The sequence below is a fragment of the Alsobacter sp. KACC 23698 genome, from assembly GCF_045348435.1.
In the GTDB taxonomy this organism is placed as follows: domain Bacteria; phylum Pseudomonadota; class Alphaproteobacteria; order Rhizobiales; family Beijerinckiaceae; genus Alsobacter.
The window spans coordinates 4,089,757-4,114,166 of sequence record NZ_CP157484.1; the positions used below are offsets into that span (position 1 = coordinate 4,089,757).

Annotated in this window: 29 protein-coding genes; 23 read left to right on the top strand and 6 right to left on the bottom strand. The window is 69.3% G+C overall.

Going from position 1 to position 24,410, the window contains the following annotated elements:
• Position 1: 1 nt before the first annotated feature.
• The 16 genes from ABEG18_RS19535 to ABEG18_RS19610 all read left to right on the top strand — a co-directional run bounded on the left by ABEG18_RS19535 (position 2) and on the right by ABEG18_RS19610 (position 11,872).
• A complete protein-coding gene (locus tag ABEG18_RS19535; RefSeq protein ID WP_406854713.1) occupies positions 2 to 580 on the top strand; it encodes a 5-formyltetrahydrofolate cyclo-ligase in 579 nt (192 codons plus the stop codon).
• Positions 581 to 589: 9 nt separating this feature from the next.
• Positions 590 to 1,411 carry a TIGR00282 family metallophosphoesterase gene (locus tag ABEG18_RS19540; protein WP_406854714.1) on the top strand — a complete coding sequence of 274 codons (822 nt, stop codon included), beginning with the start codon at positions 590 to 592 and terminating at the stop codon, positions 1,409 to 1,411.
• A gap of 107 nt (positions 1,412 to 1,518) precedes the next feature.
• Entirely contained in the window at positions 1,519 to 2,265 is a 747-nt protein-coding gene (locus ABEG18_RS19545) for a YebC/PmpR family DNA-binding transcriptional regulator (protein ID WP_406854715.1), read from the top strand.
• 59 nt (positions 2,266 to 2,324) lie between these two features.
• Positions 2,325 to 2,846 carry a crossover junction endodeoxyribonuclease RuvC gene (gene ruvC / locus ABEG18_RS19550; protein WP_406854716.1) on the top strand — a complete coding sequence of 174 codons (522 nt, stop codon included), beginning with the start codon at positions 2,325 to 2,327 and terminating at the stop codon, positions 2,844 to 2,846.
• A gap of 18 nt (positions 2,847 to 2,864) precedes the next feature.
• A complete protein-coding gene (gene ruvA, locus ABEG18_RS19555) occupies positions 2,865 to 3,482 on the top strand; it encodes a Holliday junction branch migration protein RuvA (protein ID WP_406854717.1) in 618 nt (205 codons plus the stop codon).
• Between the two features lie 10 nt (positions 3,483 to 3,492).
• Positions 3,493 to 4,542 carry a Holliday junction branch migration DNA helicase RuvB gene (ruvB, locus tag ABEG18_RS19560; RefSeq protein WP_406854718.1) on the top strand — a complete coding sequence of 350 codons (1,050 nt, stop codon included), beginning with the start codon at positions 3,493 to 3,495 and terminating at the stop codon, positions 4,540 to 4,542.
• 14 nt (positions 4,543 to 4,556) lie between these two features.
• Positions 4,557 to 4,895, top strand: a complete 339-nt coding sequence (locus ABEG18_RS19565; RefSeq protein WP_406854719.1) for a hypothetical protein — start codon at positions 4,557 to 4,559, stop codon at positions 4,893 to 4,895.
• Positions 4,892 to 5,116 carry a type II toxin-antitoxin system HicB family antitoxin gene (locus tag ABEG18_RS19570; RefSeq protein WP_406854720.1) on the top strand — a complete coding sequence of 75 codons (225 nt, stop codon included), beginning with the start codon at positions 4,892 to 4,894 and terminating at the stop codon, positions 5,114 to 5,116. The genes ABEG18_RS19565 and ABEG18_RS19570 overlap by 4 nt, the downstream gene beginning before the upstream one ends.
• On the top strand, positions 5,113 to 5,550 hold the full coding sequence (ybgC, locus tag ABEG18_RS19575) for a tol-pal system-associated acyl-CoA thioesterase (RefSeq protein ID WP_406854721.1): 438 nt from the start codon (positions 5,113 to 5,115) through the stop codon (positions 5,548 to 5,550). The genes ABEG18_RS19570 and ybgC overlap by 4 nt, the downstream gene beginning before the upstream one ends.
• Positions 5,551 to 5,734: 184 nt before the next feature.
• Entirely contained in the window at positions 5,735 to 6,448 is a 714-nt protein-coding gene (tolQ, locus tag ABEG18_RS19580) for a protein TolQ (RefSeq protein WP_406854722.1), read from the top strand.
• A 24-nt stretch (positions 6,449 to 6,472) separates the two neighbouring features.
• Positions 6,473 to 6,934, top strand: coding sequence for a protein TolR (gene tolR, locus ABEG18_RS19585; protein ID WP_406854723.1), 462 nt, complete (start codon positions 6,473 to 6,475; stop codon positions 6,932 to 6,934).
• Between the two features lie 34 nt (positions 6,935 to 6,968).
• The gene (gene tolA / locus ABEG18_RS19590; RefSeq protein WP_406854724.1) at positions 6,969 to 8,312 is read left to right on the top strand and encodes a cell envelope integrity protein TolA; all 1,344 of its coding nucleotides are present in this window, start codon (positions 6,969 to 6,971) and stop codon (positions 8,310 to 8,312) included.
• A 59-nt stretch (positions 8,313 to 8,371) separates the two neighbouring features.
• Positions 8,372 to 9,724, top strand: coding sequence for a Tol-Pal system beta propeller repeat protein TolB (gene tolB / locus ABEG18_RS19595; RefSeq protein WP_406854725.1), 1,353 nt, complete (start codon positions 8,372 to 8,374; stop codon positions 9,722 to 9,724).
• Positions 9,725 to 9,834: 110 nt separating this feature from the next.
• A complete protein-coding gene (locus ABEG18_RS19600) occupies positions 9,835 to 10,431 on the top strand; it encodes a LemA family protein (protein WP_406854726.1) in 597 nt (198 codons plus the stop codon).
• Between the two features lie 26 nt (positions 10,432 to 10,457).
• Positions 10,458 to 11,255: a TPM domain-containing protein gene (locus tag ABEG18_RS19605; RefSeq protein WP_406854727.1), complete on the top strand. Its 798-nt coding sequence runs from the start codon at positions 10,458 to 10,460 to the stop codon at positions 11,253 to 11,255.
• Complete coding sequence (locus ABEG18_RS19610) at positions 11,255 to 11,872, top strand: TPM domain-containing protein (RefSeq protein WP_406854728.1); 618 nt, start codon at positions 11,255 to 11,257, stop codon at positions 11,870 to 11,872. Before ABEG18_RS19605 ends, ABEG18_RS19610 begins: the two co-directional genes overlap by 1 nt.
• A 15-nt stretch (positions 11,873 to 11,887) precedes the next feature.
• Here ABEG18_RS19610 and ABEG18_RS19615 read toward each other — a convergent pair whose 3' ends face one another.
• Together ABEG18_RS19615 and acnA are read right to left on the bottom strand one after the other, a co-directional pair.
• Positions 11,888 to 12,631: a DUF1223 domain-containing protein gene (locus tag ABEG18_RS19615; RefSeq protein ID WP_406854729.1), complete on the bottom strand. Its 744-nt coding sequence runs from the start codon at positions 12,629 to 12,631 to the stop codon at positions 11,888 to 11,890.
• A 148-nt stretch (positions 12,632 to 12,779) separates the two neighbouring features.
• The gene (gene acnA / locus ABEG18_RS19620) at positions 12,780 to 15,476 is read right to left on the bottom strand and encodes an aconitate hydratase AcnA (protein ID WP_406854730.1); all 2,697 of its coding nucleotides are present in this window, start codon (positions 15,474 to 15,476) and stop codon (positions 12,780 to 12,782) included.
• 191 nt (positions 15,477 to 15,667) lie between these two features.
• Between acnA and ccmA the strand changes: the two genes are divergently transcribed.
• The 6 genes from ccmA to ABEG18_RS19650 all read left to right on the top strand — a co-directional run bounded on the left by ccmA (position 15,668) and on the right by ABEG18_RS19650 (position 20,446).
• On the top strand, positions 15,668 to 16,288 hold the full coding sequence (gene ccmA, locus ABEG18_RS19625; RefSeq protein WP_406854731.1) for a heme ABC exporter ATP-binding protein CcmA: 621 nt from the start codon (positions 15,668 to 15,670) through the stop codon (positions 16,286 to 16,288).
• Positions 16,285 to 16,956: a heme exporter protein CcmB gene (gene ccmB / locus ABEG18_RS19630; protein WP_406854732.1), complete on the top strand. Its 672-nt coding sequence runs from the start codon at positions 16,285 to 16,287 to the stop codon at positions 16,954 to 16,956. Before ccmA ends, ccmB begins: the two co-directional genes overlap by 4 nt.
• A gap of 139 nt (positions 16,957 to 17,095) precedes the next feature.
• Positions 17,096 to 17,245, top strand: a complete 150-nt coding sequence (locus ABEG18_RS19635) for an aa3-type cytochrome c oxidase subunit IV (RefSeq protein ID WP_406854733.1) — start codon at positions 17,096 to 17,098, stop codon at positions 17,243 to 17,245.
• A gap of 105 nt (positions 17,246 to 17,350) precedes the next feature.
• Complete coding sequence (locus tag ABEG18_RS19640) at positions 17,351 to 18,574, top strand: Re/Si-specific NAD(P)(+) transhydrogenase subunit alpha (protein WP_406854734.1); 1,224 nt, start codon at positions 17,351 to 17,353, stop codon at positions 18,572 to 18,574.
• A gap of 13 nt (positions 18,575 to 18,587) precedes the next feature.
• Positions 18,588 to 19,037 (top strand): proton-translocating transhydrogenase family protein, encoded by a 450-nt coding sequence (locus ABEG18_RS19645; RefSeq protein ID WP_406854735.1) that lies wholly within the window; start codon positions 18,588 to 18,590, stop codon positions 19,035 to 19,037.
• A gap of 5 nt (positions 19,038 to 19,042) precedes the next feature.
• Positions 19,043 to 20,446, top strand: coding sequence for an NAD(P)(+) transhydrogenase (Re/Si-specific) subunit beta (locus ABEG18_RS19650; protein ID WP_406854736.1), 1,404 nt, complete (start codon positions 19,043 to 19,045; stop codon positions 20,444 to 20,446).
• 109 nt (positions 20,447 to 20,555) lie between these two features.
• Here the strand turns inward: ABEG18_RS19650 and ABEG18_RS19655 are convergent, their stop codons facing one another.
• The 4 genes from ABEG18_RS19655 to purE all read right to left on the bottom strand — a co-directional run bounded on the left by ABEG18_RS19655 (position 20,556) and on the right by purE (position 23,694).
• Entirely contained in the window at positions 20,556 to 21,437 is an 882-nt protein-coding gene (locus ABEG18_RS19655) for a tetratricopeptide repeat protein (RefSeq protein WP_406854737.1), read from the bottom strand.
• 288 nt (positions 21,438 to 21,725) lie between these two features.
• Positions 21,726 to 21,971, bottom strand: a complete 246-nt coding sequence (gene rpsU, locus ABEG18_RS19660; protein ID WP_188519455.1) for a 30S ribosomal protein S21 — start codon at positions 21,969 to 21,971, stop codon at positions 21,726 to 21,728.
• Between the two features lie 150 nt (positions 21,972 to 22,121).
• Complete coding sequence (locus tag ABEG18_RS19665; protein WP_406854738.1) at positions 22,122 to 23,195, bottom strand: 5-(carboxyamino)imidazole ribonucleotide synthase; 1,074 nt, start codon at positions 23,193 to 23,195, stop codon at positions 22,122 to 22,124.
• A 4-nt stretch (positions 23,196 to 23,199) separates the two neighbouring features.
• Positions 23,200 to 23,694, bottom strand: coding sequence for a 5-(carboxyamino)imidazole ribonucleotide mutase (purE, locus tag ABEG18_RS19670; protein WP_406854739.1), 495 nt, complete (start codon positions 23,692 to 23,694; stop codon positions 23,200 to 23,202).
• A 108-nt stretch (positions 23,695 to 23,802) separates the two neighbouring features.
• Here purE and ABEG18_RS19675 point away from each other — a divergent pair, with 108 nt between their 5' ends.
• Positions 23,803 to 24,399, top strand: coding sequence for a GGDEF domain-containing protein (locus tag ABEG18_RS19675; protein WP_406854740.1), 597 nt, complete (start codon positions 23,803 to 23,805; stop codon positions 24,397 to 24,399).
• Positions 24,400 to 24,410: the final 11 nt, after the last annotated feature.

Here is a 24,410-nt window from a genome sequence, read left to right on the forward strand (position 1 = left end):
AATGACGCTCACCCTCGACAAGGCCGCCATCCGCCAGGATATTCTTGGCAGACGCGACGCCTTGCACGAGGGCGATCGTGCGCGCATGTCCGCGGCGCTCGCCGCCCATGCCCTGCCCTTCCGGGCCGAGATCCATGCCGGGCCGGTGTCGGGCTTTTGGCCCATCCGCAGCGAGATCGATCCGCGGCCCCTCATGGAGGCCTTCGCGGCCCATGGCGCCCGGCTCTGCCTGCCGGTGGTGCGCAAGTCGGGCCTGACCTTCCGGGCCTATCGGCCCGGCGACGCCCTCGTTCGCGCCGGCTTCGGCCTGAGCGAACCCGGCGAGGACGCGCCGGAGGTGCGGCCCCGTCTGATGCTGGTCCCGCTCGCCGCTTTCGACCGCCGCGGTGACCGCATCGGCTACGGCGCCGGCTATTACGACCGCGCCATCGCGCGCTTCACCGCCGATGGCGGCCCTCTCACCACCGTGGGTCTCGCGTTCTCGATGCAGGAAGTCGACCGCGTCCCGACGGAACTCCACGACCGGCGCCTTGACTGGATCGTCACCGAGAGCGAGGTCATTCGTGCAACCCTCGTTTGAGATTGATCAATGCGACTCCTTTTCCTAGGCGACGTCGTCGGGCGCTCCGGCCGCAACGTGGTCGTCGAGCAGCTTCCCAGCCTGCGCGAGCGCTGGAAGCTCGACTGCGTCGTCATCAACGGCGAGAACGCGGCCGGCGGCTTCGGCATCACCGAGGCGATCTGCGACGACCTCCTGGCCGCCGGCGCGGACGCGGTGACGCTGGGCAACCACTCCTTCGACCAGCGCGAGGCGCTGGTGTTCATCGAGCGCCAGCCCCGGCTGCTGCGCCCGGCGAACTTTCCGCCCGGCACGCCCGGCCGCGGCGCCACCGTCGTGGAGGCGCGCAACGGCGCTCGCGTCCTGGTGGTCAACGCCATGGGACGGCTCTTCATCGACCCGCTGGACGACCCCTTCGCGGCGGTCGAGCGCGAGCTCGCCTCATGCCCGCTGGGAGAGGTCTGCGACGCGGTGCTGATCGACATGCACGCCGAAGCGACGAGCGAGAAGCTCGCCATGGCGCATTTCGTCGACGGGCGCGCCACGCTGGTGGTGGGGACCCACACCCATGTGCCCACGGCGGACCACCGCATCCTGGGCGGCGGGACGGCCTATCTGTCCGACGCCGGCATGTGCGGCGACTATGACTCCATCCTCGGCATGGCCAAGGAGGAGCCGATCCGCCGCTTTTTGCAGAAAACGCCCGGCGCCCGCATGGAGCCCGCCAACGGCCCCGGCGCCCTCGCGGGCGTGGCCGTCGAGGTGTCCGACAAGACCGGGCTGGCCCTGAACGTCGCCCCGGTGCGGATCGGCCCGCACGTGGCCGAGGCGCGTCCGCATTTCTGGGAATAGCCGGTTTCTTTATTTCCGAAGCGCCCCGACGTATAAGGCCCGCGCTCCATTCCGACCGGCCGCGCGCGGCGCCGCCGTCCGGTCCCCTACGTCTTCGAGGATCCGCCATGGCCGGCCATTCCCAGTTCAAGAACATCATGCACCGCAAGGGCCGCCAGGACGCCATGCGGTCGAAGCTCTTCTCCAAGCTGGCCCGCGAAATCACGGTCGCGGCCAAGATGGGCCTGCCCGATCCCAACATGAATGCGCGCCTGCGCGCCGCCATCCAGGCCGCCCGCGCCGAGAACATGCCCAAGGACAACGTCGACCGCGCCATCAAGAAGGCGATCGGCGCGGACGCCGAGAACTATGACGAGATCCGCTACGAGGGCTATGCGCCCGGCGGCGTCGCGGTGATCATCGAGGCGCTCACCGACAACCGCAACCGCACCGGCGGCGAGGTGCGCTCCGCCTTCACCAAGGCGGGCGGCAGCCTGGCCGAGACCGGCGCGGTGTCGTTCATGTTCGACCATGTCGGCGTGATCGAGTTCAACGCCGAGGCGGCCAGCGAGGACGCCATGATGGAGGCCGCCATCGAGGCCGGCGCCGACGACGTCTCCACCGGCGAGAACGGCCATGAAATCGTGACGTCGATGGAGTCTCTGCGCGACGTCGCCAAGGCGCTCGAAGAAAAGTTCGGCGAGCCCCGCAAGGCGTCGCTGGTCTGGCGCGCGCAAAACAGCATCGCGGTGGACGACGAGGCCGGCGAGAAGATCCTCAAGCTGCTCGACACGCTGGAGGAGAACGACGACGTCCAGAACGTCTATTCCAACGCCGAATTCTCCGACGCGCTGATGGCCAAGATCGCCGGCTGACCAGCGGCGAGGCGCCGCCGCACTGGCGGCGCAGCCTGCGCTCGGGCTAACTCGCCCGCATGAGCATCCAGGCGATTCGCATCCTCGGCATCGACCCCGGCCTCCGCAACACGGGCTGGGGCGTGGTCGACACCTTGGGCTCGCGCCTGAGCTTCGTGGCCTGCGGATCCGTTCACTCGGACGGCAAGCTGACGCTGGCCGACCGCCTGCGCCAGTTGCACGAGCAACTCGCCGAAGTGATCCACGCCCACCAGCCCGACGAGTGCGCCGTGGAGGAAACCTTCGTCAACAAGGACGCCCGCGCCACGCTGAAGCTAGGCCATGCCCGAGGCATCGCGCTGCTGGCGCCTGCGCAGGCCGGCCTGTCCGTCGCCGAATACGCCCCCAACCTGGTGAAAAAGACCATCGTGGGCGCCGGCCACGCCGAAAAGGACCAGATCCACATGATGGTCCGCGTCCTGCTGCCCAAGGCCGACCCGCAATCGGCCGACGCCGCCGACGCGCTCGCGGTGGCGCTCACCCACGCGCAGCACCGCGGCGCCCGAGCCCTCGAAGCCGCCGTGCTGGCGAGAGCCCGCTGAGCATGCTGGAATAGATCGATGATCGGAAAGCTCAAAGGCACCATCGACAGCTTCGCCGAGGACTCCATCGTTCTCGACGTGCACGGCGTCGGCTACGTGGTGCAGTGCTCGGCCAAGACGCTCGGCGCCCTGCCGGCGGCCGGCGAGGCCGTGGTGCTCTCCATCGAGACGCAGGTGCGCGAGGACGCGATCCGGCTCTTCGGCTTCCGCACCGACCAGGAGCGCGAGTGGTTTCGCCTGCTGCAGACCGTGCAGGGCGTCGGCGCCAAGGTGGCGCTCGGCATCCTGTCCGTGCTCGACGGCGGCGCGCTGGCGACGGCCATCGGCACGCAGGACAAGGCCGCCGTGGCCCGTGCGCCGGGCGTCGGGCCGAAGCTCGCCGCCCGCATCGTCGCCGAGCTGAAGGACAAGGCGCCCGGCCTGGGTTCGCTCGACCCCGCCCTCGTGCGCCTCGCCGGGGCGGTGGAGGACCGGACCGCGCCCAAGCCCGTCGCCGACGCCGTGTCGGCGCTCGTCAATCTCGGCTACGCGCAGGCGCAGGCCTCGGCGGCCGTCGCCGCCGCGCTCAAGAATGGCGGCGAAGGCGTCGAGGCGCCGCAGCTCATCCGGCTGGGGTTGCGGGAGCTGGCGCGGTGAGGGCTGACGCATGGTGACCCCTCCGCCCCGCCGCCTCGTGCAGCCCGAGAAGCGCGAGGACGATCTCGAGACGTCCATCCGGCCGTTGGTGCTGGACGACTTTGTCGGGCAGGCCGCCGCGCGCGCCAACATGAAGGTGTTCATCGAGGCCGCGAAGGCCCGGCGCGAGGCGCTGGACCATGTGCTCTTCGTCGGGCCGCCCGGCCTCGGCAAAACCACGCTGGCGCAGATCGTGGCGCGCGAGCTGGGGGTGAACTTCCGCTCCACCTCCGGCCCGGTGATCGCCAAGGCGGGCGACCTCGCCGCCCAGCTCACCAATCTGGAAGAGCGCGACGTGCTCTTCATCGACGAGATCCACCGCCTCAACCCGGCCGTGGAGGAAATCCTCTACCCCGCCATGGAGGACTACCAGCTCGATCTCATCATCGGCGAGGGCCCGGCAGCCCGCTCGGTGAAGATCGACCTCGCCAAGTTCACGCTGGTGGGCGCCACCACCCGCGCCGGCCTGCTGACGACGCCGCTGCGCGACCGGTTCGGCATCCCGATCCGGCTGAATTTCTACACCGTGGACGAATTGGAGCTCATCGTCAGCCGCGGGGCGCGGGTGCTCGGCTTCAACATGGCGGCGGACGGCGCCAACGAGATCGCCAAGCGCGCCCGCGGCACGCCGCGCATCGCCGGGCGCCTGCTGCGCCGGGTGCGCGACTTCGCCATCGTGGACGGCGCCGAGACCGTGACGCGCGCCGTCGCCGACAAGGCCCTGCGCCTCCTGGACGTCGACGCGATCGGCCTCGACATGATGGACCGGCGCTATCTGGAGATGGTGGCGGTGAACTTCGGCGGCGGCCCCGTCGGCATCGAGACCATTGCGGCGGCGTTGTCGGAACCCCGCGACGCCATCGAGGACATCATCGAGCCCTACCTCTTGCAGCAGGGCTTCCTCCAGCGCACGCCGCGCGGGCGCCTGCTCACGCCCCAGGCGTTCCGCCATCTCGGCCTGGCGGAGCCCCGGAACGGCCCGGCGCAGTTCGGGCTGTTCGTCGAGGGCGGCGAAGACTGAATTGCAACCAGCGAATGCTGGTCAGGTGTGCGTTTCAGGCCGATCCTGCTCGCATCGCTGGCTGGACCAGCAGGCCGCTTGGCCTCTTTTCGCCAAATTCAGCATTGAACGCCAAGCAAGACCTCCTGGCGCAGATGAGGCGCAATCCTGCTGGCGACTGGTCCATTGGCGATGTCGAGGTCTTGTGCCGTCAGCATGGCCTCACATTCATTCGGGGCGCGGGAACGTCGCACTGCCACGTCAAGCATCGTGCTGCGCCCGAGATGCTGACCATTCCGGCCCGTCGGCCGATCAAGCCGGTCTACATTCGCCTGCTCGTGCGTTATATTCTGCAACACGGAGACGCACGATGAGACTGTCTTACCCGGTGGAGATCAGCCCGCTCTCGGACGAAGACGGAGGCGGATATCTCGCCACGGCGCCGGATCTCCCCGGCTGCATGTCGGACGGGGAAACGCCGGAAGAGGCGCTGCATAACGTCCTTGAAGCAATCGAGTCCTGGCTCGATGCGGCGCGCAGCATGGCGTTGGAGGTTCCCCCGCCCCGGCGGATTCCGGTGCAAGCCGCCTCGTGAAGCCCCACTCCCTCCCGATCCGCGTCTACTACGAGGACACGGACTTCTCCGGAGTCGTGTACCACGCCTCCTATCTGCGCTTTTTGGAGCGCGGGCGGACCGAGTTCATCCGGGACCTCGGCGTCGACCAAGCGCTTCTCCATGGCGACCATGGCTTCGGCTTCGTGGTCCGCCGCATGACCATCGACTGGCTGAAGCCAGCCCGCATGGACGACGTGGTCGTAGTCGAGACCCGCCCGGCGCTGCTGAAGGCCGCCAGCATGACGCTGACCCAGCGGGTCGTGCTGGGCGAGGAAACGCTCGTCGCCGCCGAGGTGCTCATCGCGTCGGTCGTGCATGGGCGGCCGTCGAGGTTGCCGCCGGACATTCGCGAACGCATCACCGCCGCCGCGCAGGACGCCGGGGTGGATGTGTCCCCGAAGACGCGCCGGTAACCCGACATTAACCCTGACGGGGCCTTAACTCGAAACAGGGTGAAAGGCGCGGCGGCAGACGGGCTCGCGCCCTTAGTTTCGCCGGATTCCGGGGCGACTGACACGGGCTCGCATCAAGCTGTCCCGCGTCAACGTTCCGGCCGCCCGCAGCCGTGCGGGTTCGCAGGACGAAAGGACATTGCCGATGAATCCGACCGACGTGATGGCGAGCGGTCTCGCCGCCCCGGAGATCTCCGTCTGGCACATGTTCTGGAACGCGAGCTTCGTGGTGAAGTTCGTGATGCTGGGCCTTCTGGCCGCTTCCGTCTGGTGCTGGGCGATCATCATCGACAAGACGCTGCTGTTCTCGCGCACCCGCAAGGCCATGGACCGCTTCGAAGAGGTGTTCTGGTCGGGCCAGTCGCTGGAAGAACTCTACCGCATGCTCAACGAGCGCCAGACCAGCACCATGGCGGCGGTGTTCGTCGCCGCGATGCGGGAGTGGAAGCGCTCCTTCGAGGGCTCCAGCCGGGCCGTGATGGGGCTCTCCCAGCGCATCGACAAGGTGCTGGACGTCACCATCAACCGCGAGGTGGAGCGGCTTGAATCCAAGCTGCTGGTGCTGGCCACCATCGGCTCCTCGGCCCCCTTCATCGGCCTGTTCGGCACGGTGTGGGGCATCATGACGTCGTTCCGCTCCATCGCGGCCTCCAAGAACACCTCGCTGGCCGTCGTCGCCCCCGGCATCGCCGAGGCGCTCTTCGCCACCGCGATCGGCCTCTTCGCCGCCATCCCGGCGGTCATCGCCTACAACAAGCTCCAGGCCGAGGCGGCCAAGCAGCAGGCCCGGCTCGAGGGCTTCGCCGACGAGTTCTCCGCCATCCTGTCCCGCCAGATCGACGAGCGGATCGCAGCCTGATCCGGTCCGCAAGGAGACGCCCCCATGGCCATGTCGGCAGCCGGCGCAGGAGCCCAGGGCGGTGGACGCCGCCGCCGCGGCGGCAAGCGCCATCGCCCGATGTCGGACATCAACATGACGCCGTTCATCGACGTCATGCTGGTGTTGCTCATCATCTTCATGGTGGCCGCCCCGCTGCTGACCGCGGGCGTGCCGCTCGACCTGCCGCAGACCCGCGCGGCGGCGCTGAACATCGACAAGCAGCCGCTGACTATTTCGGTGAAGGCGGACGGCAAGATCTACCTGATGGAGACCGCCGTCGCGCGCGACGAGATCGTGGCCAAGCTCACCGCGGTCGCGGGCGCCGGCCAGGGCCAGGACGAGCGCATCTATGTGCGCGGCGACAAGGCCGTGAACTACGGCGCGATCGCGGACGTGATGTCGGTGATTACGGCGGCGGGCTATCGCAAGGTCGCGCTCATCACCGAGCAGGATCTCAAGAAATGAGCCGCCCGCCCCTTCCGACGAGGGATGCGGCGGCGTGAAGTTCGACCGGTCCCGACCTGGCGCGATCATCTCGGCGGCGGTCCATGTGGGCCTGCTGGGGCTGACGCTCGTCGCCTTCTCGGACACGCAGAAATTCGACGACGCGTCGGAAGCCGTCCCGGTCGAGGTCATCACCGAGAGCCAGCTGTCGCAGATCACCAAGGGCGAGAAGACCGCCAAGGAGGTCAAGCCGGACGCCAAGACCCGCGTCGACAAGGTCGCCGAGCGCGAGGAGACCAAGCCCGAGACGCTGGATCTGAAACGCGACGTGCCGACGCCGCCGAGCCGGCCCCAGGCCGACGCCGTCCCGATGCCGCCCGAGCGCCCCGCCGACTCGCAGGCCGAAGCCGAGAAGGCCCGCGCCGACGCGGAGGCCAAGGCCGCCGCAGAGGCTCAGAAGGCCGCCGCCGAAGCCCAGAAAGCCGCCGCTGCAGAGGCGAAAGCCGCCGCCGACGCTCAGGCCCGCGCGGAGGCCCAAGCCCGCGCCAAGGCGGCCGCCGCGGCTCAGGCCAAGGCCGCCGCGCAGGCCAAGGCCGCCGAGGAAGCCCAGGAGGCGCTCGAGAAGGCGCAGGAGGCCAAGGCCCAGGCCGAAGCGAAGGCCCAGGCGGAAGCCAAGGCCCGCGCTGACGCCAAGGCGAAGGCCGATGCGGAGGCGAAGGCCCAGGCGGTCGCCGAAGCCAAGGCGGAGGCCGAGGCCAAGCGCAAGGAAGAAGCCCGCCTCAAGGCCGAGGCCGAGTCGCGCGAGGCCAAGATCCTGGCCGACATGCGCCGCAAGGAGGCCGAGGCCGAAGCCAAGCGCCGCGAGGTCGAGGCCCGCCAGCGCGCCGCCGAGCAGCAGAAGCTCGCCGCCATGGCGGCCCAGCAGGCCAAGGCGGCCGAGAAGGCCGAGAGCAAGTTCGACCCGTCCGCCATCGAGAAGATGCTGCACTCCAAGGAGAAGCCGTCGCAGTCCGGCTCCACCGGCAAGGAGATCAGCCGCACCGCCAGCCTCGGCGCGCCGAAGGCGACCGGCCAGAAGCTCAATCCCAGCCAGAAGGACGCGCTCGGCTCGCTCCTCAAGGAGCAGCTGGCCCAGTGCTGGAGCCCGCCCGCCGGGCTCGCCAACGCCGACAATCTGAAGCCGCGGATCCGGATGTCGCTGAAGGAGGATGGATCCCTTTCGGCCGAGCCGACATTGACCAACTCCTCGGGCGACCCCGCCTTCCGCTCCATGGCGGAAAGCGCGCTGCGAGCCGTCCGCAAATGCGCGCCGTTCAGGATCCCCGCCCAATATGCTCCCTTCTATGGCGACTGGAGCGACTGGAACATCACGTTCGACGCCAAGGAAATGTTGAGCTGATCCCACCCGCCTTTTTCGCGTCCCCCATCCTTTCCTGAAAGAAAGCAACGGTTCGTCCGATGTCCCTTTCCAAGACCGCCCTTCCCCTCGGCTTGCCTCCGCTCACCCGCCGCTCCGCGCTGCTGGGAGCGGCCGGCTTCGCGGCCGCGTCGCTGGCCGGCGTCGCCGGCGCCGAGGCCGAGATCTCCATCACCATCGACCGCGGCAACTTCCAGCCGATGCCGATCGCCATCACCGATTTCGGCGGCGCGGACCCCAACCTGGGCGCGCAGATCTCCGGCGTGATCACCAACAACCTGAAGCGCTCGGGCGTGTTCTCGATCATCGACAAGAAGGCCTTCGTCGAGAAGGTCTCCAGCGTCGACTCGGCCCCGCAATTCGATAGCTGGAAGGTCATCAACGCGCAGGCGCTGGTCACCGGCCGCATCACCCGCGACCCCTCGGGCCGCCTCAAGGCGGAGTTTCGCCTGTGGGACGTGTTCGCCGGCCAGCAGCTCACCGGGCAGCAATATTTCACCGACCCAAATAACTGGCGCCGCGTCGCCCACATCATCTCCGACGCGATCTATGCGCGCCTGACGGGCGACAAGGGCTTTTTCGACAGCCGGGTCGTCTTCGTCGACGAGACCGGGCCCAAGGACAACCGCAAGAAGCGCCTCGCCATCATGGACCAGGACGGCGCCAATGTGCGCTACCTGACCCGCGGCGACGACCTCGTCGTGACCCCGCGCTTCTCGCCGTCGAGCCAGGAAGTGACCTACATGTCCTTCGGCGGCGGCGACCCGCGCGTCTACCTGCTGAACATCGAGACCGGCCAGCGCGAGGTCGTCGGCAACTTCCCGGGCATGACCTTCGCGCCGCGCTTCTCGCCGGACGGCCAGAAGATCGTCATGAGCCTCAGCCAGGGCTCGTCGTCGAACATCTTCGTCATGGACCTGCGGTCGCGCACGACGACCCGGCTCACCGACTCCAGCGCCATCGACACCTCGCCTTCCCTGTCGCCGGACGGCTCGCAGATGGTGTTTGAGTCCGACCGCGGCGGCGCTCCGCAGATCTACCAGATGCCGGCCGGCGGCGGCCCGGCCAAGCGCATCTCTTTCGGCGAGGGCCGCTACTCGACGCCGGTCTGGTCGCCGCGCGGCGACTACATCGCCTTCACCAAGCAGAAGGGCTCCACCTTCGCGATCGGCATCATGAAGCCGGACGGCTCGGGCGAGCGCATCCTCACCGAGGGCTTCCACAATGAGGGCCCCACCTGGGCCCCGAACGGCCGCTACCTGATGTTCTTCCGCGATGCGGGCGGCAGCGGCGGCGCCAAGGTGTTCATGGTCGACATCACCGGCCGCGTCGAGGTGCCCGTGCCGTCGCCGGCCTACGCCTCCGACCCGTCCTGGGGTCCCTTGCTGAACTGAACCATCGCTCCCCGGGCGAGTTTGCAAGGCGCATTGGCTTGAAGCTTATGCGTCACTACATTCGAGCGCGCAGCCGGGCGTTGTCCGGCGAACCGTTCCGGGGGGTTCCCATGGCAGTCCTGTCCCGCCTTCGCGCCGTCGCGGCGACGCTCGTCGTCGGCCTCGCCCTCTCCGCCTGCGGCATCAACAACGTGCCGACGCTGGAGGAGCAGGCCAAGAGCTCCTGGAGCGAGGTGCAGAACCAATACCAGCGCCGGGCCGACCTGATCCCGAACCTGGTCGAGACCGTGAAGGGCTACGCCAAGCAGGAGCAGGAGACCCTGACCCGCGTCGTCGAGGCCCGCGCCAAGGCGACCTCCATCAAGGTCGACGCCAGCACGGTGACCGATCCCGAGAAGTTCAAGCAGTTCCAGGATGCGCAGAACCAGCTCTCCGGCGCTCTCGGCCGGCTGATCGCAGTGAGCGAGGCCTATCCGGACCTGAAGTCGAACCAGAACTTCCTGGCCCTGCAATCCCAGCTCGAAGGCACCGAGAACCGCATCGCGGTCGCCCGGCGCGACTACATCCAGTCGGTGCAGGCCTACAACACCGAGATCCGAACGATCCCGGGCCGCTGGATCGCGGCGATCTTCTATCCCTCGGCCAAGCCGATGGAGACCTTCACGACCGCGCCCGAGAATCAGGCCGCCCCGAAGGTCACGTTCTGAGCCGCGCGGCGGCTGGAGGCCGGCCCGTGACGACGCACCGCTTCGCGGCCGCGCTGCTGGCGCTGGCCTTCGGCCTCACGGCCGCCTGGGCCGCCCTGACGTTTCCGGCCCTGACGGGCCGGGTCGTCGACCAGGCCTCGATCCTGTCGCCCGACGCCGTCCAGCGCATCGACGCCAAGCTGAAGGCGCATGAGGACAAGACCTCCGACCAGGTGGTGGTCGCCACCGTCCCGTCCCTGCAGGGGACCAGCGTGGAGGACTACGCCAACCAGCTCTTCCGCGCCTGGAAGCTGGGCCAGGCCAAGACCAACAACGGCGTCCTGCTGCTGGTGGCCCCCAACGAGCGCAAGGTCCGCATCGAGGTGGGCTACGGGCTGGAGGGCGCGCTCACGGATGCGCTGTCCAAGGTGATCATCAGCACGGCCGTCGCGCCCAAGTTCAAGTCCGGCGACTTCGCAGGCGGCATCGAGGCCGGCGTCGACGCGATCGTCTCCATCCTCACCGGGGACGCCGAGGAATGGCAGCGCCGCGCCAAGGTGCGGCCGCAGGACGACGCATCGTCCGACTGGATCATGAACCTCGTCGTCATGGCGATCGTGCTGTTCATCCTGTGGCGGATGATGTCGGGCGGGAGGGGCGGCCCGGGAGCGCCGGCCCATCGCACGCGTGGCGGCAACTGGATCGTCGTCCCGACCGGCGGGGGCGGCTTCGGCGGCGGTTTCAGCGGCGGTGGCGGCTGGTCCGGAGGCTCCGGCGGATTCGGGGGCGGGTTCTTCGGCGGCGGCGGCTCGTCCGGCGGCGGCGGCGCATCGGGGGACTGGTGATGACGCCGCTTCTGACACCAGCCGAGCACGACCGCGTGGCGGCCGCGATCCGGGCGGCCGAGGCCGCGACCGACGCCGAGATCGTCTGCGTCCTGGCCCGGCGGGCCAGCGACTGGCGCTTCGTGCCGGTCGTCCATGCGGCCGCGGCGGCGCTGCTGCTGCCCTGGGCGCTCGTGTTCCTGACCGCCTGGAGCGTGCAGCAGATCCTGCTCGCCCAGCTCGCCGTCTTCGCGGCGGTGGCCGCGCTCCTCTTTGCGCCGGCGCTGCGCTACCGCCTGGTGCCCCGGGCGGCCGCCCGCCGGCGGGCCCATCAGGCGGCGGCCGAGCAGTTCCTGGTGCGCGGCCTCGGCCGCACGGAGGGCCGCACCGGCGTCCTCATCTTCGTGGCCGTCGCCGAGCGCTACGCCTGCGTGATCCCCGACCAGGCCGTGGCGGCCGTCGTGCCCGCCGAGGTCTGGCGCCGCGCGATCGAATGTCTCACCGACGCGCTGCGGGCCGGCCGCCCGGCCGACGGGCTCGAAGGGGCCGTGCGCATCTGCGCCGACGCGCTGGAACGGCGCAGCCCGGCCCGTCCGGGCGACCGCAACGAGCTGCCGGACCGCGTCATCGAGTATTGAAGGCGAATGCGCGCCTTAGAGGCCCGGCCCCTTGGCGGCGCCGAGAATGACGCCCGGGCGCTCGGGCGTTCCAGTCTGCAGCAGCACCACGTAGCTGTCGGACTCGCGCTGCTGCGCCAGCGAGGCGGCCACCTCGAAGACGCGCGCCTCGCCGTTCCAGGCGCCCACCGGCACGAGGCCGCGCGCCACGTTGACGTAGGTGACCGACTTGCCCTTGTTCTCGCCGCGCGTGATCTCCACGTCGCAGCGCTTGCGGATCGGAACCAGATAGACGCCGGCCTGCGCGCCGGGCTTTCCGGCCCCGAGCGAGACCCGGATCTTGCCGCCGACCGTCTCGGCCGACACCGCCACCGACATGGCGCCCTTGGCCTTGGCCGTCGGCTCGGCCGCCTCGACGGCCTGCGAATTGGACCCGATGGCGTGGCTGACGCCGTCGATCACCGCCTGCGGCGTGTAGACCTGCCGATCGCCGCGCTGTTCGCCATAGCCCTTCTGCCGCGCCGTGAAGGCGTGGTCGGCCAGCGTGTCTTTCCAGCCAAGATAGTCCCAGTAGTCGATGGGCAGCGACATCGCCACGAGCGAGGGATCGCGCGCGAACTCACCCATCAGCTTGTCGGCCGGCGGGCAGGACGAGCAGCCCTGGCTGGTGAAAAGCTCCACCACGGCGCGGGGCTGCGGCGCAGGGGCCTGGGCGTGCGAAACCGTGGCCGACAAGACGGCGACGGCTGCACTCAGCGGCAGGCTGTAGGGGCGCGGCAACGCGGCATCTCCCGGGCGGCGGACGTGGGCACCCTACGCCTCTCCGCGCGCCGAACAAACTCACGTTGGGTTGAGGTCGATCACGAAAAGGGGGCCGCCGGGATGTCCGGCGGCCCCCTCTCGAGCAGGCTAGGCCGCAGGCCTGGTCTCAGGCCGCAAGGCTGCGCAGCACATACTGCAGGATGCCGCCGTTCTTGTAGTATTCGAGCTCGTCGAGCGTATCGATCCGGCAGATCAGCGGCACGACCTGCGTCCGGCCGTCCGCGAAGGTGATCTCCGCCTCCATCTTCTGGCGCGGCTTGAGGTCGCCGGCCAGGCCCTTGATGGTGACGGTCTCGTCGCCCTTCATGCCGAGCGTCTGCCAGGAGGTCCCCTCCTCGAACACCAGCGGGACGACGCCCATGCCGACGAGGTTCGACCGGTGGATGCGCTCGAAGGACTGCGCGATCACGGCGCGGACGCCGAGCAGCACGGTGCCCTTCGCGGCCCAGTCGCGGGACGAGCCGGTGCCGTATTCCTTGCCGGCGAACACCACCAGCGGCACGCCCTCGTCCTTGTACTTCATGGCGGCGTCGTAGATCGCCATCTGCTGCGCGTCGGGATAGTGGGCGGTGAACCCGCCTTCCACGCCGGGCAGCATCTGGTTCTTGATGCGGATATTGGCGAAGGTGCCGCGCATCATGATCTCATGGTTGCCGCGGCGCGTGCCGTACTGGTTGAATTCGGCCGGGGCGACCTGCCGGTCCATCAGATACTTGCCGGCCGGCGACGCCGCCTTGATCGATCCGGCCGGCGAGATGTGGTCGGTCGTGATCGAATCGAGGAAGAGGCCGATCACCCGCGCGTTGACGATGTCCTCGACGGGCTTGGGCTCCTTCGTCATGCCCTCGAAATAGGGCGGGTTCTGAACATAGGTGGACGACATGTTCCACTTGTAGGTCAGGCCGCCCTCGACCTGGATCTTCCGCCAGTGCTCGTCGCCCTGAAAGACGTCCGCGTATTTGGACTGGAACAGGGCGCGCGTGATGGTCTGCTGGATCGTCTCGTCGATCTCCTTGGAGGTCGGCCAGATGTCGCGCAGATAGACCGGCGCGCCGGACGGATCCGTCCCGAGCGGCTCATTCGCGAGGTCGACCTGCATCGAGCCGGCGAGCGCATAGGCGACCACCAGCGGCGGCGAGGCGAGATAGTTGGCCCGCACGTCGGGGTTCACGCGGCCCTCGAAGTTGCGGTTTCCCGACAGCACCGCGGCGGCCACGATGTCGTTGTCGTTGATCGACTTCGAGATCTCGGCCGGAAGCGGGCCGGAATTGCCGATGCAGGTGGTGCAGCCGAAGCCGACCAGGTTGAAGCCGAGCTTGTCCAGCGAAGCCTGCAGGCCGGACTTCTCCAGATACTCGGCCACGACCTGCGAGCCGGGCGCCAGCGAGGTCTTGACCCAGGGCTTCACGGTGATGCCCTTCTGCACGGCGTTGCGGGCCAGCAGGCCGGCCGCCACCATCACGCTCGGATTCGACGTGTTGGTGCAGGAGGTGATCGCCGCGATCACCACGTCGCCATTGCCGAGGTCGTAATTGGCGCCCTCGACCCGGTAGCGGGTCTTCAGGTCGGCGGCCTTCTTGAACTCGCTGTCCATGGCGGCGGCGAAGCCGGTCTTGGCGTCGGACAGGAGCACCCGGTCCTGCGGGCGCTTGGGGCCGGCCAGCGACGGCTGCACGGAGCCGAGGTCGAGCTCGAGCGTGTCGGTGAAGACCGGGTCCGGCGTGTCGTCGGTCCGGAACAGGCCCTGGGCCTTGGAGTATTCGCGCACGAGCGCGATCCGGTCCTCGGCGCGGGCGGAGGTCTCCAGGAAGGCCAGCGTCTCGTCGTCGACCGGGAAGAAGCCGCAGGTCGCGCCGTATTCCGGGGCCATGTTGGCGATCGTGGCGCGGTCGGCCAGCGTCATCGAGGAGAGGCCCGAGCCGTAGAACTCCACGAACTTGCCGACGACGCCGCGCTTGCGCAGCATCTGGGTGACGGTGAGCACCACGTCGGTGGCGGTGACGCCCTCGCGCGGCCGGCCGGTCATCTTGAAGCCGATGACTTCCGGGATCAGCATCGAGATCGGCTGGCCCAGCATGGCCGCCTCGGCCTCGATGCCGCCCACGCCCCAGCCCAGCACCGCCAGGCCGTTGACCATGGTGGTGTGCGAGTCCGTGCCGACCAGGGTGTCCGGATAGGCCGTCTCGACGGTCGCGCCGTTTTCCGTCTCGGTCTTGGTCCACACCGTCTGCGACAGGTATTCGAGGTTCACCTGGTGGCAGATGCCGGTGCCGGGGGGCACGACGCGGAAATTCTCGAAAGCCTGCTGGCCCCAGCGCAGGAAGTTGTAGCGCTCGCCGTTGCGCTCATATTCGAGCTCGACATTGTGCTCCAGCGCCTTCGGGGTGCCGAACTCGTCGACGATCACCGAATGGTCGATCACGAGGTCGACCGGCACGAGCGGGTTGATCTTCTGCGGGTCGCCGCCCAGCTTGGTCATGGCGTCGCGCAGCGCCGCGAGGTCGACGACGGCGGGCACGCCGGTGAAGTCCTGCATGAGCACGCGCGAGGGGCGGAACGCGATTTCGCGCTCGGCCGCGCCCTTGCTGGCGAGCCATTCCGCGACGCTTTCGATGTCGCTCTTGGTGACGGTGCGGCCGTCCTCGAAGCGCAGAAGGTTCTCCAGCAGCACCTTGAGCGAGAACGGCAGGCTGCTGACGCCGGCCAGGCCGTTGGCCTCGGCGTCCTTCAGCGAATAATACGTATAGGACTTGTCGCCGACCTGGAGCTTCTTGCGGGCTTTGAAGCTATCGATACTTGTCACGGCCTGATCCTCTCGGGGTTCGTGTGGGCGTGCGGCCTCGTTGCGTGGACACGCGCGCCGCCCCGGGAGTGCCCAGGTCCCCGCGCTGGATGAAGCGCTCGGCGCAGCCGTCGCGCTTATAGATAATTTCCGCGCGACCCGCTACACGAACAAAAGTCGCTGGACACACTGATTTCGGGCCCCCGAACCGCATGCGTCTCGTCGTCGAGGACCTTGTCTGTGAACGCTCCGGCCGCCCCGTCTTCTCGGGCGTGAGCTTTGCGGTGGACGGCGGCGAGGCGCTGGCCCTGGTCGGGCGCAACGGCGCGGGCAAGTCCAGCCTGCTGCAGATCCTCGCCGGCCTGCTGGACCCGGCCTCCGGCCGCATCCTGGTGGACGAGGGACACGACGACCGCACGCTGGGCGAGCAGTCCCACTATGTCGGGCATCGCGACGCGCTGAAGCCGTCGCTGACGCCCCACGAGACGCTGGCCTTCTGGCGCGCCATGCTGGGCGAGCCCGCCTTGAGCCCGGACGAGGCGCTGGAGCGCCTGGGCCTCGACCACGCCGCCGACCTGCCCTGCGCCTATCTGTCGGCGGGCCAGCGCCGCCGGCTGGCGCTGGCCCGCCTGCTCGTCTCCGACCGGCCGGTCTGGCTCCTCGACGAGCCGACCTCCGCGCTGGACGCCGCCTCGCAGGCCGTCTTCGCCGATCTGGTCCGGGGGCACCTCGCCCGGGGCGGCATCGTGCTCGCCGCCACCCACGCGCCGCTCGGCCTCGACGGCGTCGCCACGCTCCGCATCGGGGCGCCCCCGGCCGGAGCGCACGCGTGACGTCGCCGCTCGCCGCGCTCGCCCTGCGGGAGTTCCGCCTCGCCGCCCGCATCGGCGGCGGCGGCGCGATGGGCCTCGTGTTCTTCCTCATCCTGGTCACGATGGTGCCCTTCGCGATCGGTCCGGACCTCAACCTGCTCGCCCGCATCGGCCCCGCTATCCTGTGGATCGCGGCGGCGCTCGCCACCTTGCTGGGCCTCGATCGGCTCTTCCAGGCCGACGCGGAGGACGGCTCGCTCGATCTCCTGCGCATGAGCGGCACGCCGCTGGAGCTGATCGTGCTGGTGAAGGGCTTCGCCCACTGGGCCGGCACCGGGCTGCCGCTGGCGCTGGCTGCGCCCGTGTTCGGGCTGCTGCTGGCCTTGACCCCCGACGCGATGGCGGCCGTGTGCGTCACGCTGCTGGTCGGAACGCCCGCGCTGACCTTCATCGGCGCCATCGGGGCCGCGCTGACGGCCAGCCTGCGGCGGGGCGGACTGGTGCTGTCCATCCTGGTGCTGCCGCTGATGATCCCGGTGCTGATCTTCGGCGTTTCGGCCGCCCACGCGGCGACCGGCGGGACGGTGCCGTTCCTGACGCCGTTCCTGGTGCTGTGCGGCCTCTCGCTCTTCGCCGTCGTGCTCGGGGCGTTGGCGGCCGCCGCCGCGATCCGGATCAGCGCAACCTGAGCCCGCCCTAAGCTAAAACGATTTAAATTGAAGCTGTTTCCACGCCCGGAACGGCCCTGTCCGATTGCGCGCGGGCGCCGCTTGCGCTAAACGCGGACAGGGACTTACCCGTCCGGCTTTCGTCTTCCGAGGAAACAAAATGGCTGAACACCACACGGCCCAGGGCGGCCACCCCGCGATGGACTACGCCGAGCACGAGCGGACCTACGCGCTGTTCGTGTCCCTGGCCAAATACGGCACGATGGTCGCGATCGCGATCGTGGCCGGCATGGCCATCTTCCTTCTCTGACGTCCTTGCCTTCCCGCCGGGCGGCTGACCAGCCGCACTCCCCGGCGTGACTTCACCTCCCCCGCGCGCTCGACTCGGGCGCCGCCCGCCAGCGGAGTTCCCGCGATGCGCATCGCCGTGATTCAAGAGACCGATCCGAACGAGGATCGCGTCGCCGCCACGCCGGAAACGGTGAAGAAACTCGTGGCTCTCGGCGCGACGGTGGCGATCGAGGCCGGCGCTGGGCTCGCCTCCGGCGTCACCGACGCGGAGTACCAAGCCGCCGGGGCCGTGACGGAGCCTTCCGCCGCCGCCGCGCTCGCCGACGCCGACGTCGTTCTCAAGGTGCGCCGCCCCAACGCCGACGAGGCCCGCGCCATGAAGCGCGGGGCGATCGTGCTGGCCATCATGGACCCCTACGGGGCCGACGCGGCGCTGAAGGCCATGGCGGACGCCGGGCTCGCCTCCTTCGCGATGGAGCTGATGCCCCGCATCACCCGCGCCCAGGTGATGGACGTGCTGTCGTCTCAGGCCAACCTCGCCGGCTACCGCGCCGTGATCGACGGGGCCGCCGAATATGGCCGCGCGCTGCCGATGATGATGACCGCCGCCGGCACCGTGCCGGCCGCCCGCATCTTCATCATGGGCGTCGGCGTCGCCGGCCTGCAGGCCATCGCGACGGCCCGCCGGCTCGGAGCGGTGGTGACCGCCACCGACGTTCGGCCCGCCACCAAGGAGCAGGTGGAGTCGCTCGGCGCCAAGTTCCTCGCCGTCGAGGACGAGGAGTTCCTGCAGGCGCAGACGGCAGGCGGCTACGCCAAGGAGATGTCGAAGGAGTACCAGGCCAAGCAGGCCGCGCTGGTGGCCTCGCACATCGCCAAGCAGGACATCGTGATCACGACGGCGCTGATCCCGGGCCGCCCTGCGCCGAAGCTCGTCTCCGAGGAGATGATCGCTTCGATGAGGCCCGGCTCCGTGCTGATCGACCTCGCGGTCGAGCGCGGCGGCAACGTCGCCCTGGCCAAGCCCGGCGAAGTCGTCAGGACGCCCAACGGCGTCAAGATCGTCGGCCATCTCAACGTGCCGGGGCGCCTCGCCGCCACGTCGTCGAGCCTCTACGCCAAGAACCTCTTCAACTTCCTCGAGACGATGATCGACAAGGGCTCCAAGTCGCTCGCCGTCAAGTGGGACGACGAACTCGTCAAGGCCACCAACCTCACCCGCGACGGGGCGGTGGTGCATCCCAATTTCATGCCGAAGACGACGCAGCCGGCGCCGGAGGCCGCTCCGGCCCCCGTCGCGGCGGACGCTGCGCCCGTCCCACCCGCCCCCGCCGGGCCGATGGCCTGAGGAGGACTGAACCATGGCGACCGAATCCCCTGACATCCTCGTCCAGCGCGCCCAGGAGGCCGCCCGCGTCGCGCGCGCCGCCGCCGAGGCCGCCCAGTCCTACGCCGACCAGGTCGCGACGGCGGCCGGCGCGGCCGCCCATGCGGCGACCGGCGGGGCTCTCGACCCCTTCGTGTTCCGCCTCGCGATCTTCGTGCTCGCGGTCTTCGTCGGCTACTACGTGGTGTGGTCGGTGACGCCGGCGCTGCATACGCCGCTGATGTCCGTCACCAACGCCATCTCGTCCGTCATCGTGGTCGGCGCCTTGCTGGCCGTCGGCGTCGACTCGTCCGGCGTCAACGGCGACGGACCGCTCTGGGCCCGGGTGTTCGGCTTCATCGCCCTGATCCTCGCCAGCGTGAACATCTTCGGCGGGTTCCTCGTCACCCAGCGCATGCTGGGCATGTACAAGAAAAAGGGCTGAGCACGATGAGCGCCAATCTCGCGGCCCTTCTGTATCTCATCTCCGGCATCCTGTTCATCCTGGCTTTGCGCGGCCTGTCGTCCCCGGCCTCGAGCCGGCAGGGCAACCTGTTCGGCATGATCGGCATGGGCATCGCCATGGTGACCACGCTGACGCTCGCGCCGCCCGCGGGCGCGATGGGCTGGCTGCTCGTGCTGCTGGGCCTCGCCATCGGCGGCGGCGGCGGCGCCGTGGTGGCGCGCCGCATCCCCATGACGGCGATGCCGCAGCTCGTCGCCTTCTTCCACTCGCTGGTCGGCCTGGCGGCCGTGCTGGTGGCCGCAGGCGCGCTCTACGCCCCGCAGGCCTTCGGCATCGGCCTGCCCGGCCAGATCCACGGCGCCTCGCTGGTGGAGATGTCGCTGGGCGTGGCCATCGGTGCCATCACCTTCACCGGCTCGGTGATCGCCTTCCTCAAGCTCAACGGCAACATGGGCGGACGCCCGATCATGCTGCCGCAGCGCCACCTCATCAACGCAGGCCTGGCGGCGCTGCTGCTGCTGCTCATCGTGATCTTCGTCCGGACCGAGTCGCTGGCGGTGTTCTGGCTCATCGCCCTCGTGAGCTTCGTGCTGGGCGGCCTGATCATCATCCCGATCGGCGGCGCGGACATGCCGGTCGTCGTCTCGATGCTGAACTCCTACTCGGGCTGGGCGGCTGCGGGCATCGGCTTCACGCTGGGCAACCTGGCGCTGATCATCACCGGCGCGCTGGTGGGCTCCTCGGGCGCGATCCTGTCCTACATCATGTGCAAGGGCATGAACCGCTCCTTCATCTCGGTGATCCTGGGCGGCTTCGGCGGCGAGCAGGCCGCGGCCGGCGCGGGCGCCAAGGAGACGCGCCCCGTCAAGCAGGGTTCGGCCGACGACGCCGCCTTCATGATGAAGAACGCCAGCAAGGTCATCATCGTGCCGGGCTACGGCATGGCGGTGGCCCAGGCGCAGCACGCGCTGCGCGAGATGGCCGACAACCTCAAGAAGGAAGGCGTGGAGGTCAAATACGCCATCCACCCGGTGGCGGGCCGCATGCCCGGGCACATGAACGTGCTCCTGGCCGAGGCCAACGTGCCCTATGACGAGGTCTTCGAGCTGGAGGACATCAACTCCGAGTTCGCCCAGGCCGACGTCGCCTTCGTGATCGGCGCCAATGACGTCACCAATCCGGCCGCCAAGACGGACCCGACCTCGCCGATCTTCGGCATGCCCATCCTGGATGTCGAGAAGGCCAAGACGGTCCTCTTCATCAAGCGCGGCATGGGTTCCGGCTACGCCGGCGTCGAGAACGAGCTGTTCTTCAAGGACAACACGCTGATGCTCTTCGCCGACGCCAAGAAGATGGTGGAAGAGATCAACAAGGCCATGGCGCACTGAGGCGCCGACGGCTGGAAGACAAGCGAAAGGCCGGCCATCGCGCCGGCCTTTTTGCTGTCAGGATAGTGATCGGGACGCTCTGACGCTCCAAGAGCGGCCGGGCCAGCCCTCAGAAGAACCCGCCCGCGCTGCGTCCGCCGCCAAGGCGGGAGAGGCCGTCCTTGGCGGCGGCGTTGCTGGCGTCCACCACCAGCGCGCGCTGGTAGGACTCCGTCGCTTTCGCCTTGTCGCCCAGCTTCTCATAGGCCATTCCGCGGCCGGCCCACGCGTCGGCGCTGCGGTTGTCGACGTTGAGGGCGGCGTTGAAGTCCTCCGCCGCCTGCTCGTATTTACCGACCGCCATCAGGCTGGTGGCCCGCGCCTGATAGGGCGCTCCCGCGAAGGGATCGCGATCGATCGCGGCGTCGAAGTCGTTGATCGCCTGCTTGTGCTGGCCCTGGCGCTGATAGATGAGCCCGCGCGCGTGATAGGGCTGCGCCGATTCCGGGCTGAGCCGGATCGCCTGCGAAAGGTCGGCGAAGGCCTCGTTGTAATTATTCTGCGCCCGCAGCAGGTTGGCGCGGCCAAGATAGGCGGGGCCGTAATTCGGATCGGCCTGGATGGCGCGCGAGAAGTCGGCCAGCGCCGCGTCGCCCTTGTTGATTTGCCGGTAGGCCAGGCCGCGGTTGGTGTAGGCCGGCGCAAAGCCCGGATTGATCTGGACCGCCTTGGTGAAGTCCGCGATGGCGTCCTGGAAACGCCCGGTCTTGGCGTAGGCCGCCCCGCGCGTGTTGTAGGCGCTGGGATCGTTCGGATTGCGCTGGATGACGTCCGACAGCGACCCGATATTCGTCGCCTGCGCGCCGGACTTGTCCTCGTCCATCTCCGCTACGCCCGCGCCGCTCATGCCCCGGCCCATGGTCTCGCATCCGGCGACCGTCAGGGCGACGCCGAGGACGGAGAGGCGGGCGGCTTGCGAGAGCCAGGCGAAGCGAGCGGTCGAGACGGACATGACGGGACCTTTCATCGTCCTGCGAAGCGAATCAGGGGCCAGCGGGCCACGCGAGCGTCACAGGTCAGGGCAGAATCGAGCGAATGGGTGGCCGGCGCTCGTAAAAATCGACTCGGGGGACATGTTCTCAAGGGCCGTTGCAGCCGCACGACACCGGAGCCGGAGGGAGCGAGGGCGTTGGACCGGGCCGGAGGGCAGCCCTGAAAAACGCGCGGCGCCCTTCGACCGGAGGTCGGGGCGCCGTCAATTCCGGGTCGGTTCCGCGGCGCAAAAGCGCCGGGAAAGGTCTCAGCGCGCAGCGCCGCCGACGACCTTCGGCTTGGGAGCCGGCAGCAGACCTTCGCGCTGGGCGCGCTTGCGGGCGAGCTTGCGGGCGCGGCGCACGGCCTCGGCCTTTTCGCGGGCGCGCTTCTCGGAGGGCTTCTCGTAGTGTCCGCGGAGCTTCATCTCGCGGAAGATGCCCTCGCGCTGCATCTTCTTCTTCAGCGCCTTGAGAGCCTGGTCGACATTGTTGTCACGAACGAGAACCTGCACGCGTCGTTTTCCCGTGTCTTGATTTGAAAGGGCTTCGGCGCGAGACGCTTGGACGTCTTCGCCGGGATGCGGTGGATTAACAGAATCACTTAGGCTTGTCCACGCCCGATCTGCTGGAATTTCGGGCGTTCGCCTGGGTTCGGGAACCGATCACTCCGCGATGACGCGGGTGACGTGCCCCATCTTGCGTCCAGGCCGGGATTCCGCCTTGCCGTAGAGATGAAGATGCACGCCGGGCTCAGCCAGGTAGGCGCGCCAGCGGTCGGCCTCGTCGCCGATGAGGTTCTCCATCACGACGCGGCCGCGCCGCCGCGTGGAGCCCAGCGGCCAGCCGGCGACGGCCCGGATATGCTGCTCGAATTGCGAGGTTTCTGCGCCGTCGATCGTCCAATGCCCCGAATTGTGGACGCGAGGAGCGATCTCGTTGATCAGCACGCGCTCGCGCCCGTCGTCCTCGATCACGAACATCTCGACCGCGAGCACGCCCACATAGTCGAGCTCCGTCGCGATCCGGGCCGCATGCTCCAGCGCCGCGTGCATGGCGGCGCCGTCCAGGTCCGCCGGAACCGTGGTGGTGGAGAGGATATGCTGGCGATGGGCGTTCTCGCACACGTCGTAGGCCGCCACGTCCCCCGCGCGTCCGCGCGCCGCCACCACCGAGACCTCGCGCAGAAACGGCACAAAGGCCTCCAGGATGGAGGGCTGACGCCCCACGGTGTCCCAGGCCTGGGCCAGGTCCGTCTCCGGCCGGATCACGGCCTGGCCCTTGCCGTCATAGCCGAAGCGCCGCGTCTTCAGCACGGCGGGACGGCCCAGGGACGCCACGGCCGCCTCCAGGGAGGCCAGGTCGTCGACGGCCCGGAAGTCCGGCGTTCCGAGGCCGATGTCGCGCACGAAGCTCTTCTCGGTGAACCGGTCCTGCGTCACGGCCAGCGCCCGGGGGCCTGGCATCACGGGAACGCGCTCGGCCAGGAAGGCCGCCGTGGCGGCGGGGACGTTCTCGAACTCATAGGTGACGGCCGAGACCGCCGCCGCGAAGGCGGCGAGCGCCTCCTGATTTTCGTAATCGGCGACGGTCCGCGCCGCCGAGACGTCGAAGGCCGGGTTGTCGCCCGGGGGCGCGAAGATGTGGCAGCGCAGCCCGAGCGGCGCGGCCGCGAGCGCCATCATGCGGGCGAGCTGTCCGCCGCCGAGAATTCCGATCGTCTGCCCGGGGTGAAGCATCGTCTCAGCGCTCGTCCGCGGGACGTTCGGCCACGGCCTGCGTCTGCCGCGCGCGGTAGGCCTCCAGCCGCTCCGTGAGGGCCGGGTCCTGCAGGCCGAGCACGGCCGCCGCTAGGAGCGCGGCGTTGACCGCGCCGGCGCGCCCGATGGCGAGCGTGCCGACCGGAACGCCGGCCGGCATCTGCACGATCGACAACAGGCTGTCCTGCCCGGAGAGCGCCTTGCTCTCCACCGGCACGCCGAAGACCGGCAGGCTGGTCAGCGCCGCCGTCATGCCCGGCAGATGCGCGGCCCCGCCCGCCCCCGCGATGACGACCCGGTACCCCGACGCGCGGGCGCCCTTGGCGAAATCATAAAGCCGGTCGGGCGTGCGATGCGCCGACACGATGAGACAGTCATGCCCGACGCCGAGCCCGTCCAGCGTCTCGGCGGCGTGCCGCATCGTCGCCCAATCGGACTGGCTGCCCATGATGATGGCGACCGGCTTTGCCCCCGACATACTGCACGCTCCGCGCCGCGTTAAGCGGCCCTTCAGAAATGAAGCGGCGGAGTATAGTGACGCGACCCCCGCGCGCAAGCCGAGCCGAGCCCCATCGTGAAGGATGACGTGACCGCCGCCCGACCCCTCGCGGGAGCCGTCGACCCGCCGTCGCCCGGCGCAACGGATCCCACCGTCGAAGCGCTGCGGCGCGAGCTCGCCGCCGCCAAGGCCCGCATCGGCGAACTGGAGGAGCTCGCCCATGTGGACGAGCTGACCGGCGTGCTCAACCGGCGCGGCTTCCTGCGCGAGTTGCGGCGCGCGGCGTCCTATACGCAGCGCTATGGCGTCCCCGTGTCGCTGGCGCTTTTCGACCTCGACGCCTTCAAGCCGATCAACGACCGTCACGGCCACCCGGCCGGCGACGCCGTTCTGGTCCACGCGGCCGGCATCCTGGCCGCCAATCTGCGCGCCTCGGACGTGTTCGCCCGGATCGGGGGCGACGAATTCGCCATGCTGCTCTGGCACGCCGACGAGGAGGTGATCGCCGGCAAGGCCATGGCCCTGCAGGCGCAACTGGCGGCCTCGCCGCTGCGCTGGCGGTCCGAGGAGATCGCCGTGCGCGTCAGCTTCGGGGTGTTCGCGCTGGACCCGGGCCTCGACATCGAGGCCGTGCTCGAGGCCGTGGACCGGCGCCTCTACGCCGCCAAGGCGCGCCGCGCCTGAGCGGCAGCCGC

Bases quoted from the DNA above. Each gene is read 5' to 3' on its own strand.
- ABEG18_RS19650 (WP_406854736.1), top strand. From the start codon at position 19,043: ATGAGCGCCAATCTCGCGGCCCTTCTGTATCTCATCTCCGGCATCCTG.
- ABEG18_RS19665 (WP_406854738.1), bottom strand. From the start codon at position 23,195: ATGCTTCACCCCGGGCAGACGATCGGAATTCTCGGCGGCGGACAGCTC.
- ABEG18_RS19635 (WP_406854733.1), top strand. From the start codon at position 17,096: ATGGCTGAACACCACACGGCCCAGGGCGGCCACCCCGCGATGGACTAC.
- ABEG18_RS19645 (WP_406854735.1), top strand. From the start codon at position 18,588: ATGGCGACCGAATCCCCTGACATCCTCGTCCAGCGCGCCCAGGAGGCC.
- ABEG18_RS19610 (WP_406854728.1), top strand. From the start codon at position 11,255: ATGACGCCGCTTCTGACACCAGCCGAGCACGACCGCGTGGCGGCCGCG.
- ruvB (WP_406854718.1), top strand. From the start codon at position 3,493: ATGGTGACCCCTCCGCCCCGCCGCCTCGTGCAGCCCGAGAAGCGCGAG.
- ABEG18_RS19640 (WP_406854734.1), top strand. From the start codon at position 17,351: ATGCGCATCGCCGTGATTCAAGAGACCGATCCGAACGAGGATCGCGTC.
- ABEG18_RS19570 (WP_406854720.1), top strand. From the start codon at position 4,892: ATGAGACTGTCTTACCCGGTGGAGATCAGCCCGCTCTCGGACGAAGAC.
- tolQ (WP_406854722.1), top strand. From the start codon at position 5,735: ATGAATCCGACCGACGTGATGGCGAGCGGTCTCGCCGCCCCGGAGATC.
- ruvA (WP_406854717.1), top strand. From the start codon at position 2,865: ATGATCGGAAAGCTCAAAGGCACCATCGACAGCTTCGCCGAGGACTCC.
- purE (WP_406854739.1), bottom strand. From the start codon at position 23,694: ATGTCGGGGGCAAAGCCGGTCGCCATCATCATGGGCAGCCAGTCCGAT.
- ABEG18_RS19535 (WP_406854713.1), top strand. From the start codon at position 2: ATGACGCTCACCCTCGACAAGGCCGCCATCCGCCAGGATATTCTTGGC.
- ABEG18_RS19655 (WP_406854737.1), bottom strand. From the start codon at position 21,437: ATGTCCGTCTCGACCGCTCGCTTCGCCTGGCTCTCGCAAGCCGCCCGC.
- tolR (WP_406854723.1), top strand. From the start codon at position 6,473: ATGGCCATGTCGGCAGCCGGCGCAGGAGCCCAGGGCGGTGGACGCCGC.
- ABEG18_RS19565 (WP_406854719.1), top strand. From the start codon at position 4,557: ATGCTGGTCAGGTGTGCGTTTCAGGCCGATCCTGCTCGCATCGCTGGC.
- tolB (WP_406854725.1), top strand. From the start codon at position 8,372: ATGTCCCTTTCCAAGACCGCCCTTCCCCTCGGCTTGCCTCCGCTCACC.
- ABEG18_RS19600 (WP_406854726.1), top strand. From the start codon at position 9,835: ATGGCAGTCCTGTCCCGCCTTCGCGCCGTCGCGGCGACGCTCGTCGTC.
- ABEG18_RS19545 (WP_406854715.1), top strand. From the start codon at position 1,519: ATGGCCGGCCATTCCCAGTTCAAGAACATCATGCACCGCAAGGGCCGC.
- ABEG18_RS19540 (WP_406854714.1), top strand. From the start codon at position 590: ATGCGACTCCTTTTCCTAGGCGACGTCGTCGGGCGCTCCGGCCGCAAC.
- ccmA (WP_406854731.1), top strand. From the start codon at position 15,668: ATGCGTCTCGTCGTCGAGGACCTTGTCTGTGAACGCTCCGGCCGCCCC.
- ruvC (WP_406854716.1), top strand. From the start codon at position 2,325: ATGAGCATCCAGGCGATTCGCATCCTCGGCATCGACCCCGGCCTCCGC.